Here is a 12,514-nt window from a genome sequence, read left to right as displayed (position 1 = left end):
ATGGGTCGTTTTTCTGTCATAACATTGACTGACGCTGCTGCGAGCCGCGTCGACGAAATTACATCGTCGCGTGAAGATGCGCTGGGTATCCGCGTCGGAATCAAGAAGGGCGGTTGTGCAGGTATGGAATATACAATCGATCTCGTCACTGAGGCCAAGCCGGGCGATGACGTTATCGAGAAAAATGGCTCCAAGGTTTTTGTCGCGCCTGAAGCAGTGCTTTACTTGCTTGGCACCGAAATGGACTTCGAAATTACCAAACTGCGCACTGGTTTTGTATTCAATAACCCAAATCAAACGTCAGCTTGCGGCTGCGGCGAATCGGTTGAATTGACACCGGCTCGCCCCGAAGCTTTGACGCCTGCCATTTCTTGATAGTCGTCACGTGGATAATGATGCGATCCACGATTTGTTTGCTGGATTGGGCGGCGTTAGCATCCGGCGGATGTTTGGTGGCAAGGGTATCTATTTCGAGGGGGTAATTATCGCCCTTGAACTTTCAACCGGAAATGTCCTTCTTAAAGCCGATGAGGTATCAATTCCGGAATTTGAAGCAGCAGGCTGTGAGCAATGGACCTACACAGGTAAGTCCAAGCAGGTAAAAATGCCCTACTGGTCCGTTCCGGAGGAGGCTTTTGATGACCCGGATATCATGACCGAATGGGCCAAGCGGGCTTATGAAGCCGCTCTGCGCGTGGCCAAATAGTCTCAGATCAAGCCGCGCTGCTCGAGAAAGCCGAGAGCATGCCTTGTGGGCAAGGTCAATAAATTTGGCAATTGTTGAAACGGGAACCAGCCTACTCCCGCATGCTTTTCGGGTTCCAGCAATTGCACTTCACCTGAAAAATTTTCAGCAAGAAACAACACTCCCAGCCAGTGTTGCTGTTCATCATGAAATAGCTGTTCGCTGATGCCGAGCAAACTCATGGTGCTGGCGTAAAGCCCGGTTTCTTCGAGTGCTTCGCGATGCACAGCCTGTTCGGCGGTTTCAAGAAAATCTACTTTACCGCCTGGTATGCCCCAACAACCTATTTCCGGGCTCTTCTTGCGCTGCAGAAGAAGAATATGCCCCTCTTTCAGAAATACGATGCCGCACCCAACGCCCGGACTATTCATGCTCAGATTTTAGTATCAATCAGCATAAACGCAGGAATTTCGTCGCCAAAGCCAATGGGGGCTGTCCCCATATCATCACGGTCTCTGCGATGGTCGCGGCGTGGTTCCGGCCGTTGCTCGAGCCGAGCTGCAGCGGGGCGAGCGCGACGTTGTTCATTCTCAGTTTTAATCGCAACCTTGTTGGGCTTATCAGCTGTACGAATAACAGGCTGATCGTCCAAAGGCTCGACTTCAATGTCTTTTGCCTTCTCAGCAGCCGCTATGATGTCAATTTCGGACTGTGGGCGCTCGCGCTCACGACCTTCATTGCGGCGACGCTTTGGTGCTGGCTTGTCACGGCCACCGCGTCCACGACGAGGGGCCTCATCCGGCTCGTTCGATACGGGCAGTGTCGACAGATCACCATCGTACCAGACGATATCTTCGCCGATCAGTTTTTCTATGGATGCCAGATATTTGACGTCTGCTTGTGTTACGAGCGTAAACGCCTTTCCGGAGCGTCCTGCGCGTCCCGTGCGTCCAATACGATGAACATAATCCTCGGAATGAATTGGTACATCGAAATTGAACACGTGACTCACATCGGGTATATCGAGCCCGCGCGCGGCGACATCGGATGCAACAAGTATTTTAAGCTTGTTATCCTTGAAATTCGCCAACATTGTCGTGCGTGCACGTTGATCCATATCACCGTGGAGTGCGCCAGCGTCGAACTCATGTTTAACGAGCGAGCGGAAGAGCTCCGATACATCTTTCTTGCGGTTGCAGAAGATGATTGCGTTTTTAAGTCCATCGGCCTCAGCGCGGATAAGATCGCGCAATATTGCCCGTTTCTCCCAATCCTTCTTGCCGGACTTTACTAGCTTCTGTTCAACCGTCTTTGCAGTCGTTGCAGCCTTCGCCACTTCGATGCGTACTGGCGAGTGCAAAAACTGTTCCGTCAGCTTGGTGATCTCAGGTGGCATGGTAGCCGAGAAAAACAGTGTCTGCCGTGTGAAGGGAATGAGTTTACAAATGCGCTCAATATCCGGGATAAAGCCCATGTCGAGCATCCGGTCAGCTTCATCGATCACGAGAATGTCTACTGCGCTCAGCAGCAGTTTGCCGCGCTCGAAATGATCAAGCAAACGGCCTGGCGTAGCGATCAGTACGTCTGCGCCACGTTCAAGCTTGCGCAATTGGTCGTCGAAAGAAACGCCGCCGATGAGCAACGCAACATTCAAGCGGTGGTTTTTTCCATATTTAACAAAATTTTCCTCGACCTGCGCTGCGAGTTCGCGCGTGGGTTCGAGAATGAGCGTGCGGGGCATGCGGGCACGGGCGCGCCCCTGCTCGAGCAGTGTCAGCATAGGCAATACAAATGAAGCGGTTTTGCCGGTTCCCGTCTGGGCAATGCCGAGGACATCCTTGCGTTGCAGCGCATGTGGAATTGCGCCTGCCTGGATGGGTGTCGGGATCGTATATCCTGCTGCTTCTACAGCATCGAGCACTTTCGGTGAAAGGCCCAGATCAGCAAAGGTGGTCAATGGAGATTTAACTTTCTATCTGCAGTCGGTACCATACATGCCTGTTAGTGGCGTAAAGCTGCATTTGCCAGAAGCATCTGACGCTTGATTGCATAGCGTTTGCTGTAATTGCGTTACGGCGCATACCAGCAAAAGTCAACTCTTTGGTATGGTCACATTTAAGCGTTTGTTACAATTGTCCGTCATTTTATTCTAATGTTGTCAATAAAGGAACTGTTCCTTTAGAATTCGTTCGTTCCACGAATGGTTTTTATCAAAGAGAATGGTAGCTCGCAGCTGGGAAGCTTCTTCAATGGTGACCGATAAAACCGACTTTACTTCCGTATGATCTGCAACGGCGTTGACAGGTCGTTTCTCCGGCTCAAGAATATCGAAACGCACAGTCACCTTATTGGGCAGGAGCGCGCCACGCCAGCGCCGCGGCCGGAAAGCCGAAACAGGTGTAAGCGCAAGAAGGCGCGCATCAAGCGGCAGGATGGGCCCTTGGGCTGAAAGATTGTAAGCCGTCGAACCTGCAGGCGTGGCAACCATGACACCATCGCAAATGAGTTCTTCCAGCCGGATTTGATCGTCAACGCTGATGCGGATTTTCGCTGCCTGGTATGATTGGCGAAGCAAGGAGATTTCATTGAGGGCGAAGGCCGTGACAGTGCCTTCTTCCACCGATTCCGCTACCATCTTCAGTGGCCGGATCGTCTCGGATTGCGCAGCCTCAATTCGATCCTTCAGGCCAACGCTGCTGAACTCGTTCATTAGAAAGCCAACGGATCCGCGGTTCATGCCGTAGATCATTTTTCCTTGGTTCATGTAGTGCTGCAATGTCTGCAGCATGAAACCGTCGCCACCGAGCGCAACGATCACATCAGCATCGCGAGCGTCGGACTGACCGTAGAATTTGATGAGTTCTTGAGCAGCTTCATCCGAATCCGGCGTGCCGGAGGAAAGAAAAGCAAATGTTTCAATTTTCCGGTTCATGACTGCCTGCGAAATGTAAAGGAATAAGGATATATCGCCTAGCACGCTGGGCGTGATCTGGCAAAACGCGAAAGTGATATTGGTAAAGAAACAACGCCGCTGCAGCGCTTGGACAACTAGCCGGCGAAAAGATCTGGAGCGTGCATCATGCGCGAAGCAGGTAAAGAATTACCAGCGTGCTCGCGTGCAAATATTAAAGGAAAAGGTGGTGCCCCCAGAGAGACTCGAACTCCCGACCCTCTGATTACAAATCAGATGCTCTACCAACTGAGCTATAAGGGCAGCGGCGTTCGATTAGCACAAAGCTCCGAAGTGTAAAACGGAAAATGTGGTTTATACGAAATAATTTTACGAAAAGCCCGAAAACCGGGCCGATACTGTCTTTCAGGGTTAGTCGAATAGGGCAGTCTGGCCAAGCATGTCTCGATATCATCGGAAACGCGCGTAAGCGCCACGATAATCAGGCGCTCGAAGAATCGACGTGCGTAATAACGTTGACGTAAAGGTTATCTGTAGTTCAATGTTGCTTAAGGGGGAGATCTCAGAGATGACATATGATGCTGATGCTATTGTGATTGGGGCGGGGCTGGCGGGGTTGGTAGCTGCCACGGAACTGACCGATGCGGGCAAGCGGGTAATCATTGTTGATCAGGAACCCGAGCAGACATTGGGCGGACAGGCGTGGCGCTCTTTTGGTGGATTGTTTTTTGTAAATAGTCCCGAACAACGTCGACTGCGAATTAAAGATTCTTACGAGTTGGCATTGCAGGATTGGATGGGATCTGCGGGCTTTGATCGCGAGGAGGACCATTGGCCGCGAAAATGGGCTGAGGCCTATGTCGATTTTGCTGCCGGCGAAAAACGTTCATGGCTGCATGCGCAAGGGATGCGCTGGTTTCCTATCGTCGGTTGGGCGGAGCGGGGCGGTTCATTGGCGACGGGCCACGGAAATTCTGTGCCACGCTTTCATATTACGTGGGGAACGGGGTTGGGCGTAGTCGAGCCCTTTGTCCGGCGGGCCCGTGAGGCTGAACAAAAAGGACTTTTAAGTTTCCGATTTCGCCACAGGGTCACGTCGCTCGGCACGAATGGCGGCATTGTGGACAGCGTGGAGGGTGAGGTGCTTGAGCCTAGCAATGTCAAGCGCAGTGAGCCCAGTTCACGTGTGGTTGCCAGCTCGTTCATTTTAAGGGCGCAGGTAATTGTTGTTTGCAGTGGAGGCATGGGAGCCAATCACGATCTTGTGCGCAAAAATTGGCCAAAACGCTTGGGTGAAGCTCCTAAACGCCTCATCAGCGGGGTGCCGGATCATGTTGATGGATTGATGCTGGGCATAAGCGAACAAAGCGGCGCGCATCTAATCAACTGCGATCGCATGTGGCACTATGTCGAAGGCGTGCACAATTGGAACCCGATTTGGTCTAGGCATGCTATCCGTATTTTGCCGGGGCCATCATCCTTATGGTTTGATGCCAATGGAAATCGCTTGCCTGCACCATGCTTGCCGGGCTTCGACACATTGGCCACACTCAGTCACATCATGAAAACGGGATATGATTATTCCTGGTTCATACTCAACGAGACCATTGTGAAAAAAGAATTCACGCTATCAGGCTCAGAACAAAACCCTGATTTCACCAGCAAGAGTTGGCGGCAGGTATTGAAGCGAGCCACCGGTGGCATTCCCTCACCTGTTAAAGCGTTTCTCGATAAGGGCGAAGATTTCATCGTTGAAAATAATCTGACTGATCTGGTGCGGCGAATGAACGCTCTGAGCGGGGATAATTTGATTGATGAGCAAAAACTTCACGCACAAATTGCCGCACGCGATCGCGAAGTCGAGAACACCTACACGAAGGACGCACAAATCACGGCGATAAGGGGCGCGCGCAATTATATCGGCGACAAGCTCGTTCGCGTCGTGCCTCCCCACAAGATACTGGACCCAAAACATGGGCGCCTGATAGCGGTGAGACTCAATATTCTGACGCGCAAGTCATTGGGCGGCATAGAGACTGATCTGAATGCACGTGTTCTGAAACAAGGCGGCGAGCCGCTACCGGGAGTTTACGCGGCGGGCGAGGCGGCTGGCTTTGGCGGTGGAGGAGTTCACGGATATAACTCGCTTGAAGGAACTTTTCTTGGCGGTTGCATATTTTCCGGTCGTATTGCTGGTCGGGCAGCCGCCAAGGTTGTTTAGATCAAGCCAATACCGTGATGGGCAGTTCCTTCATCGCGTCAGATAGCGTTGGGCTGCATAAAGTGAGATTGCAGCCGCGTTGGACACATTCAATGATTTGATAGCGCCGGGCATATCAAGACGGGCGAGGTGGGTAACTGTCTCGCGCGTCTTCTGACGTAAGCCTTTGCCTTCTGCGCCGAGGACCAAGGCAATGCGTCCTGGCTTCATCGTTTTTTCGAGTTCGAGCGGCCCTTCCGAATCAAGCCCAATTGTTGTGAAGCCGAGCTCGTGTAATTCACTGATCGCATCAGCAAGATTGCGAACTTCTATATGGGGAATAAGTTCAAGCGCGCCAGAAGCGGCTTTTGCAAGGACGCCTGATTCTTGTGGGCTGTGCCTTGCCGTTGTGATGATAGCTCCAGCGCCGAAGGCCACTGCGGACCGCATGATTGCGCCGACATTGTGTGGATCAGTAACCTGATCAAGAATCAGCAGGAGATCGCTTTCTTGAAGCACTTTCAAAGATTGGGCTTTTAAAGGCTTTGCTTCGATCATCACGCCTTGATGCACGGCATCAGAGCCGGTTTCCTTATCGATTGCGCGGGGCTCAACAATTTCAACGTCGAATCCCAGGGCGTCTGGATCAGCGATTTCCAGTCGATCGAGAGCATTCTTCGTGACCAGCATGCGTTTGATCTGGCGGGCAGGGTTATCCAGTGCTGCGCGGACCGTATGCAAACCATAGAGCCGGACAAGCCCTTCCGGTGCTTGTGTGCCGGCGACTTGAGGACGCGAAGCTCGTTCAGCCTGTTGCGGTGTACCGCCAGCCTTCTGATCGCGGTACTGGCGGCGCAATGTCGCGTAATGGGAATCTTTTTGCGTATGTGTGGGTTTTTGTGTCGTCATAACGCGACCATATACGCTTTCACTTCGTTCAGCGATACGACTATTCGTTGAATTTATTGGCTTCGGTCGGTTGAACCGCATAATTTGTCAGGCAATTTCCACAACTCATTCATTTTCTGCCAGTAAGTGTTGACACCACGTGACCTAGTCGGCATAAGGCCCTCCGCAAGCAGCAGCCTGATGAACTGTCCGGCGGGTGTTTGCGAAGTGCCAAATGGCGCGGTTCCATCGGCAGTGACCGGAGGAGTGCCCGAGTGGTTAAAGGGGACGGACTGTAAATCCGTTAGCTTGGCTTACGTTGGTTCGAATCCAACCTCCTCCACCACTGCCGGAACCGCCCGCCTGGCGCATAATCTCAAGACGAATTGGTCTTGGTGGAGATTATGTGCCAATTTGAGTGTTGTGCGGGTATAGCTCAGTGGTAGAGCAGCAGCCTTCCAAGCTGAATATGCGGGTTCGATTCCCGCTACCCGCTCCAGTTTCGACAGAGAGCACCGCGTACACGCGAGAGCGCGTATGGTGCTCTTCGATTTTGTCTTGAGCTTGTACGCCGCTCATGTGTCCCCATATGAACGAGCATATCCCAAGACAAACCCAACCCGGATCGGTCGTGTTTGGCCGGGCGGGTGACTGTGCTGACGGACGGCTCGCTGTCTCGTCTGACTACAAACATGGTACCGGCCTCTAGACCGGTTGTGATGACGAGAGAACGACGATTATGGCTAAGAGCAAGTTTGAACGTAATAAGCCGCACGTAAACATCGGCACGATTGGTCACGTTGACCATGGCAAGACGTCGTTGACGGCAGCGATTACGAAGTATTTTGGTGAGTACAAGGCGTATGACCAGATCGACGCTGCACCGGAAGAGAAGGCACGCGGCATCACCATTTCGACGGCACACGTTGAGTATGAGACGCCTGCGCGTCACTATGCACACGTTGATTGCCCTGGCCACGCCGACTATGTGAAGAACATGATCACCGGCGCTGCGCAGATGGATGGCGCGATTCTGGTTGTGTCTGCCGCTGACGGCCCGATGCCCCAGACCCGCGAGCACATTCTGCTTGCCCGTCAGGTTGGCGTTCCAGCGATCGTCGTGTTCCTGAACAAGGTTGATCAGGTTGACGATGCCGAATTGCTCGAACTGGTTGAGCTTGAAGTTCGTGAGCTTCTTTCCAAGTATGATTTCCCGGGCGACGATGTACCGATCGTCAAGGGTTCGGCTTTGGCTGCGCTTGAAGACAGCAACAAGGAAATCGGCGAAGACGCAGTTCGCGCGCTGATGGCTGAAGTTGACAAGTACATTCCAACACCAGAACGTCCGATTGACCAGCCATTCCTGATGCCGATCGAAGACGTTTTCTCGATCTCGGGTCGTGGTACGGTTGTGACTGGCCGCGTTGAACGCGGTATCGTCAAGGTTGGTGAAGAAGTTGAAATCATCGGCATCAAGCCGACGACAAAGACAACAGTTACCGGCGTTGAAATGTTCCGCAAGCTGCTCGATCAGGGCCAGGCAGGCGACAACATCGGTGCACTGGTTCGCGGTGTTGGCCGTGAAGACGTTGAGCGCGGTCAGATCCTTGCCAAGCCAGGTTCGGTCAAGCCGCACACGAAGTTCAAGGCAGAAGCCTATATTCTGACGAAGGACGAAGGTGGCCGTCATACGCCATTCTTCTCCAACTACCGTCCACAGTTCTACTTCCGCACGACCGACGTGACGGGTGTAGTGACTTTGCCGGAAGGTACGGAAATGGTCATGCCTGGCGACAACATCTCGGTTGATGTGACGCTGATCGTGCCAATCGCCATGGAAGAGAAGCTCCGCTTCGCTATCCGTGAAGGTGGCCGCACCGTCGGTGCTGGCATCGTCGCTTCTATCATTGAGTAAGACTGTCGCCTGACAGTTCGAATCGGGAAGGGCGGTCCATTGGATCGCCCTTTTTGTTTGCAAAGAATTTGGTTTCGAATCGAAAATAGGCGCAGCCAGGCGCAATTGTTGGCAAGCTAAACAGATAATTTTTCAGCAAGGCGCAAGAAGTCGCGTATTGGCCCTTGAAAAGGCCACGGCTTTGTGGAATGTACGCCCCGAAGATAGGGGAGTAGCTCAGTTGGTAGAGCGGCGGTCTCCAAAACCGTAGGTCGCAGGTTCGAATCCTGTCTCCCCTGCCATCTATATAGTCTGCTGGGTACACGATTGGATGGTGTAACTGCAGATGTTGAGAAGGAATTGACTCCGGGGCCTTGTGTTTTACCGGAATCGGTTCTATGTAACGTCAACAGACACGCGGTGCGTGGAGCTGAATAATCAGCTTTACGGGCCGTAATGGTGTGAACAGTCGGCATTTAAATATTAATGCAGTGTGTTTGCAGCGAAATGACACGCACGAGCGGTAAATGGCATCCAAAACGAATCCAATAACTTTTTTTCAGCAAGTGCGCGCTGAAACCGCAAAGGTCACATGGCCTTCGCGTCGCGAAACGCTCATTTCCACTGCGATGGTGATGATAATGGCGTTCTTTGCTGCGATCTTTTTTTTCGCAGCTGATCAGTTGATGGCATACGGGATTGATCTCATTCTCGGTCTTGGTCGTTAACGCAGGCTGACAAGAAAATCGGGATTGGGAATTCAACAATGACCGCGCGCTGGTATATCGTTCACGCCTATTCGAATTTTGAGAAGAAGGTCGCCGAGTCGATCGAAGAAAAGGCGCGACAGAAGGGTCTGTCGCATCTTTTTGAAAAGATCCTCGTTCCGACCGAAAAAGTGGTTGAAGTGCGCCGTGGCCGTAAGGTTGATGCTGAGCGTAAATTCTTCCCGGGCTATGTCATGGTTCGTGCTGATTTGACGGATGATGCATATCATTTGATCAAGAACACGCCGAAGGTAACCGGTTTTTTGGGTTCGGATAATAAGCCGATCGCAATTTCCGACAAGGAAGCAGAGCGCATCCTGACCCAAGTTCAGGAGGGTGTTGAGCGTCCTAAGGCATCGATCTCGTTTGAGATTGGTGAAAGCGTTCGTGTTGCTGATGGACCCTTTGCGTCGTTCAACGGTACGGTACAGGAAGTTGATGAGGAGCGTTCGCGCCTCAAGGTCGAGGTTTCGATCTTTGGTCGTGCAACTCCTGTCGATCTGGAATTTGGTCAGGTGGAAAAAGTCTGATCATAAGGGTGGCTCTCGAAGTTGTCCTGTCACTCCGGTGACGAAGAGGTGGGAGGCGAGAAACCTTAGCCGGGTTTTAAACCGAACCACCAAACTGCAACCGCTGGTTTTTCAGCATAATGTAAAGGTGCCGGTTTATCCGGCATAACCATAAGGCAGAGTATAATGGCTAAGAAAATAGCAGGCCAGCTCAAGCTGCAGGTTTCGGCAGGATCGGCAACGCCATCCCCGCCAATCGGACCGGCACTTGGTCAGCGCGGCATCAACATCATGGAATTCTGCAAGGCCTTCAATGCGGCTACGCAGGAAATGGAAAAGGGCTCGCCCGTTCCAGTCGTGATCACATATTATCAGGACAAGTCCTTCACTTTTGCAATGAAGACCGCTCCGGTTTCCTACTTCCTCAAGAAGGCTGCAAATCTGAAGTCCGGTTCCAAAGAACCAGGTAAGGTCGTTGCCGGTAAGGTTACGCGCGAGAAAGTCCGCGAAATCGCTGAAGCGAAGATGAAAGACCTGAACGCAGCAGATGTTGAATCTGCAATGCGCATGGTCGAAGGTTCTGCCCGTTCGATGGGCCTGGAAGTGGTGGGCTGATCCGATGGCAAAAGTAGCAAAGCGCGTAGCGAAGGTTCGTGAAGGCATTGACCGCAACAAGCTCTATGATCTGACTTCGGCGATTGCCATGGTCAAGGAGCGCGCAGTTGCCAAATTCGACGAAACTATCGAAGTTGCAATGAATCTCGGCGTTGATCCTCGTCATGCGGATCAGATGGTTCGTGGTGTTGTCAATCTGCCAAACGGCACTGGCCGTACAGTTCGTGTTGCCGTGTTTGCACGCGGTGCCAAGGCTGATGAAGCCACGGCTGCCGGCGCAGATATCGTTGGTGCAGAAGATTTGTTCGAGATCGTCAATGGCGGCAAGATCGATTTCGATCGCTGCATTGCAACACCGGACATGATGCCGCTCGTTGGCCGTCTCGGTAAGGTTCTAGGACCTCGCGGTATGATGCCAAACCCAAAGGTTGGCACGGTTACGACTGACGTTACAGCTGCAGTTAAGGCTTCGAAGGGCGGCGCTGTTGAGTTCCGCGTTGAGAAGGCCGGTATTATTCACGCTGGCGTCGGTAAGGCTTCTTTTGATGCCAAGGCGCTTGAAGAGAATATCAAGGCTTTCGCTGATGCGGTAACCAAGGCCAAGCCTGCTGGTTCCAAGGGCGAATATGTCAAGCGCGTCGCGATTTCCTCGACAATGGGCGCTGGCGTAAAGATCGACCCGGCAACAGTACGCATTGCGTAACTGTTGATTGAGTTTTCAAGCTTAACTGCTTGATTGAAAAGAATTCCAGGCCTTTCGGGGCCTGGATAACCGGATGAAAATCCGGTTATCCTGTCCGAGATTGCGGGTGGTTCGCCTTAATTCGTAAGAACCTGCATGAGACGTGGAAAAACTTTGATTTGAGGGCTTTGCCCAAAGAACAAGGTTCGAACCGTAGTTGCCTTTCGCTTGCAGCCAATCCGGCGAAGCAGGGGGGACAGGATCCTCAACTGTTGTTTGGTTTCAGTTTTCGGACTGAAGGCTTGCAACAAAAGGCAACCCGGCAGGAATGCAATATCGCATTACTGTCAAATGGAGAGAGACAGTGGAAAAAGCGGAAAAGCGCGAATTTGTCACTTGGCTGAATGGGGTCTTCAAGGATTCCGGTTCAGTTGTCGTGGCCCACTATACCGGTCTCACCGTTGCGCAGCTGAGCGATCTTCGCTCCAAGATGCGTGATGCTGGTGGCACTGTTAAAGTCGCGAAGAACCGCCTTGCCAAGATCGCTCTTCAAGGCACGGAATCGGAAGGCATTTCTGATCTATTCGTAGGTCAGACACTTGTTGCCTATTCCAATGATCCGATTACGGCACCAAAGATCGCCATTGAATTTGCCAAGGGCAACGAAAAGCTCGTTATCCTCGGTGGCTCAATGGGAGCAACAACTCTTGATGCAGATGGCGTGAAGGCTCTGGCCGCACTTCCATCACTCGACGAGTTGCGCGCAAAGCTGGTTGGTATGATCCAGACACCAGCTTCTCGCATCGCTCAGGTCGTAAACGCACCGGCAGCTCAGCTTGCCCGCGTTTTTGGCGCCTATGCCCGGAAGGACGAAGCGGCATAAGGCCGTTCTCGCTGTCAATATATCGAACCTTGTAAAGGAATATCACAATGACTGATCTCGCAAAGATCGTAGAAGACCTGTCCAACCTTACAGTTCTTGAAGCTGCGGAACTTTCCAAGCTTCTTGAAGAGAAGTGGGGCGTTTCTGCTGCCGCTCCTGTTGCTGTTGCCGCTGCTGGCGGTGGTGCAGTTGCAGCTGCTGTTGAAGAAAAGACTGAATTCGACGTCGTTCTGACCGATGCCGGCGCTAACAAGATCAACGTGATCAAGGAAGTCCGCGCAATCACCGGTCTTGGCCTGAAAGAAGCCAAGGACCTCGTTGAAGCTGCTCCTAAGGCAGTTAAAGAAGCAGCGACTAAGGACGAAGCTGACAAGATCAAGGCACAGCTCGAAGCAGCTGGCGCCAAGGTTGAACTCAAGTAATCCTTGCGTTATTGGCGGGCAGGGTGACCTGTCCGCCGACTACCCTCTCCGGAGGGCC

At 52.4% G+C, this 12,514-nt stretch carries 14 protein-coding genes and 4 tRNA genes; 13 read left to right on the top strand and 5 right to left on the bottom strand.

From position 1 onward, the window contains the following. Together sufA and ACTJI9_RS04605 are read left to right on the top strand one after the other, a co-directional pair. Entirely contained in the window at window positions 1–375 is a 375-nt protein-coding gene (gene sufA, locus ACTJI9_RS04610; RefSeq protein ID WP_115051640.1) for a Fe-S cluster assembly scaffold SufA, read from the top strand. Window positions 376–385: 10 nt separating this feature from the next. Beyond that, window positions 386–706: a TfoX/Sxy family protein gene (locus ACTJI9_RS04605; protein WP_115051639.1), complete on the top strand. Its 321-nt coding sequence runs from the start codon at window positions 386–388 to the stop codon at window positions 704–706. A gap of 2 nt (window positions 707–708) precedes the next feature. Here ACTJI9_RS04605 and ACTJI9_RS04600 read toward each other — a convergent pair whose 3' ends face one another. From ACTJI9_RS04600 to ACTJI9_RS04585, 4 genes are all read right to left on the bottom strand, one after another. Then, a complete protein-coding gene (locus tag ACTJI9_RS04600; protein WP_115051638.1) occupies window positions 709–1,116 on the bottom strand; it encodes an NUDIX domain-containing protein in 408 nt (135 codons plus the stop codon). Window positions 1,117–1,118: 2 nt separating this feature from the next. Further along, window positions 1,119–2,642: a DEAD/DEAH box helicase gene (locus tag ACTJI9_RS04595; RefSeq protein WP_115051637.1), complete on the bottom strand. Its 1,524-nt coding sequence runs from the start codon at window positions 2,640–2,642 to the stop codon at window positions 1,119–1,121. A gap of 201 nt (window positions 2,643–2,843) precedes the next feature. Continuing rightward, a complete protein-coding gene (locus tag ACTJI9_RS04590) occupies window positions 2,844–3,650 on the bottom strand; it encodes an NAD kinase (protein ID WP_336441924.1) in 807 nt (268 codons plus the stop codon). A 173-nt stretch (window positions 3,651–3,823) separates the two neighbouring features. Next, window positions 3,824–3,899 (bottom strand) — tRNA-Thr (locus ACTJI9_RS04585). 265 nt (window positions 3,900–4,164) lie between these two features. Between ACTJI9_RS04585 and ACTJI9_RS04580 the strand changes: the two genes are divergently transcribed. Further along, window positions 4,165–5,817 carry an FAD-binding dehydrogenase gene (locus ACTJI9_RS04580; RefSeq protein WP_307284436.1) on the top strand — a complete coding sequence of 551 codons (1,653 nt, stop codon included), beginning with the start codon at window positions 4,165–4,167 and terminating at the stop codon, window positions 5,815–5,817. 30 nt (window positions 5,818–5,847) lie between these two features. Here the strand turns inward: ACTJI9_RS04580 and rlmB are convergent, their stop codons facing one another. Then, window positions 5,848–6,705: a 23S rRNA (guanosine(2251)-2'-O)-methyltransferase RlmB gene (gene rlmB / locus ACTJI9_RS04575; protein WP_307284438.1), complete on the bottom strand. Its 858-nt coding sequence runs from the start codon at window positions 6,703–6,705 to the stop codon at window positions 5,848–5,850. A 240-nt stretch (window positions 6,706–6,945) separates the two neighbouring features. On the opposite strand from rlmB, the gene ACTJI9_RS04570 reads away from it, so the two are divergent. From ACTJI9_RS04570 to rplL, 10 genes are all read left to right on the top strand, one after another. Beyond that, window positions 6,946–7,030 (top strand) — tRNA-Tyr (locus tag ACTJI9_RS04570). A 79-nt stretch (window positions 7,031–7,109) separates the two neighbouring features. Beyond that, window positions 7,110–7,183: transfer RNA gene (locus ACTJI9_RS04565), tRNA-Gly, on the top strand. Between the two features lie 240 nt (window positions 7,184–7,423). Continuing rightward, on the top strand, window positions 7,424–8,599 hold the full coding sequence (gene tuf / locus ACTJI9_RS04560) for an elongation factor Tu (RefSeq protein ID WP_115055874.1): 1,176 nt from the start codon (window positions 7,424–7,426) through the stop codon (window positions 8,597–8,599). Between the two features lie 205 nt (window positions 8,600–8,804). Then, window positions 8,805–8,880 (top strand) — tRNA-Trp (locus ACTJI9_RS04555). A 225-nt stretch (window positions 8,881–9,105) separates the two neighbouring features. After that, entirely contained in the window at window positions 9,106–9,306 is a 201-nt protein-coding gene (gene secE / locus ACTJI9_RS04550) for a preprotein translocase subunit SecE (protein WP_008121726.1), read from the top strand. 38 nt (window positions 9,307–9,344) lie between these two features. Further along, window positions 9,345–9,875 (top strand): transcription termination/antitermination protein NusG, encoded by a 531-nt coding sequence (gene nusG / locus ACTJI9_RS04545; protein WP_008121728.1) that lies wholly within the window; start codon window positions 9,345–9,347, stop codon window positions 9,873–9,875. A gap of 165 nt (window positions 9,876–10,040) precedes the next feature. Then, entirely contained in the window at window positions 10,041–10,469 is a 429-nt protein-coding gene (gene rplK / locus ACTJI9_RS04540) for a 50S ribosomal protein L11 (RefSeq protein ID WP_115055815.1), read from the top strand. Between the two features lie 4 nt (window positions 10,470–10,473). After that, window positions 10,474–11,172, top strand: coding sequence for a 50S ribosomal protein L1 (gene rplA / locus ACTJI9_RS04535; RefSeq protein WP_115055813.1), 699 nt, complete (start codon window positions 10,474–10,476; stop codon window positions 11,170–11,172). Between the two features lie 343 nt (window positions 11,173–11,515). Next, window positions 11,516–12,034: a 50S ribosomal protein L10 gene (gene rplJ / locus ACTJI9_RS04530; RefSeq protein ID WP_115055811.1), complete on the top strand. Its 519-nt coding sequence runs from the start codon at window positions 11,516–11,518 to the stop codon at window positions 12,032–12,034. A gap of 47 nt (window positions 12,035–12,081) precedes the next feature. Further along, the gene (gene rplL, locus ACTJI9_RS04525; RefSeq protein WP_115055809.1) at window positions 12,082–12,456 is read left to right on the top strand and encodes a 50S ribosomal protein L7/L12; all 375 of its coding nucleotides are present in this window, start codon (window positions 12,082–12,084) and stop codon (window positions 12,454–12,456) included. The last annotated feature ends 58 nt before the right edge of the window (window positions 12,457–12,514 follow it).

It is taken from the genome of Phyllobacterium sp. 22552, assembly GCF_052044585.1.
Taxonomy (GTDB): Bacteria; Pseudomonadota; Alphaproteobacteria; order Rhizobiales; family Rhizobiaceae; genus Phyllobacterium; species Phyllobacterium ifriqiyense.
This window is presented reverse-complemented; position numbering and strand designations above follow the sequence as displayed.

Coding starts and splice junctions, on each gene's coding strand:
- sufA (WP_115051640.1), top strand. CDS start 1: ATGGGTCGTTTTTCTGTCATAACATTGACTGACGCTGCTGCGAGCCGC.
- ACTJI9_RS04600 (WP_115051638.1), bottom strand. CDS start 1,116: ATGAATAGTCCGGGCGTTGGGTGCGGCATCGTATTTCTGAAAGAGGGG.
- ACTJI9_RS04580 (WP_307284436.1), top strand. CDS start 4,165: ATGACATATGATGCTGATGCTATTGTGATTGGGGCGGGGCTGGCGGGG.
- rlmB (WP_307284438.1), bottom strand. CDS start 6,705: ATGACGACACAAAAACCCACACATACGCAAAAAGATTCCCATTACGCG.
- tuf (WP_115055874.1), top strand. CDS start 7,424: ATGGCTAAGAGCAAGTTTGAACGTAATAAGCCGCACGTAAACATCGGC.
- secE (WP_008121726.1), top strand. CDS start 9,106: ATGGCATCCAAAACGAATCCAATAACTTTTTTTCAGCAAGTGCGCGCT.
- nusG (WP_008121728.1), top strand. CDS start 9,345: ATGACCGCGCGCTGGTATATCGTTCACGCCTATTCGAATTTTGAGAAG.
- rplK (WP_115055815.1), top strand. CDS start 10,041: ATGGCTAAGAAAATAGCAGGCCAGCTCAAGCTGCAGGTTTCGGCAGGA.
- rplA (WP_115055813.1), top strand. CDS start 10,474: ATGGCAAAAGTAGCAAAGCGCGTAGCGAAGGTTCGTGAAGGCATTGAC.
- rplL (WP_115055809.1), top strand. CDS start 12,082: ATGACTGATCTCGCAAAGATCGTAGAAGACCTGTCCAACCTTACAGTT.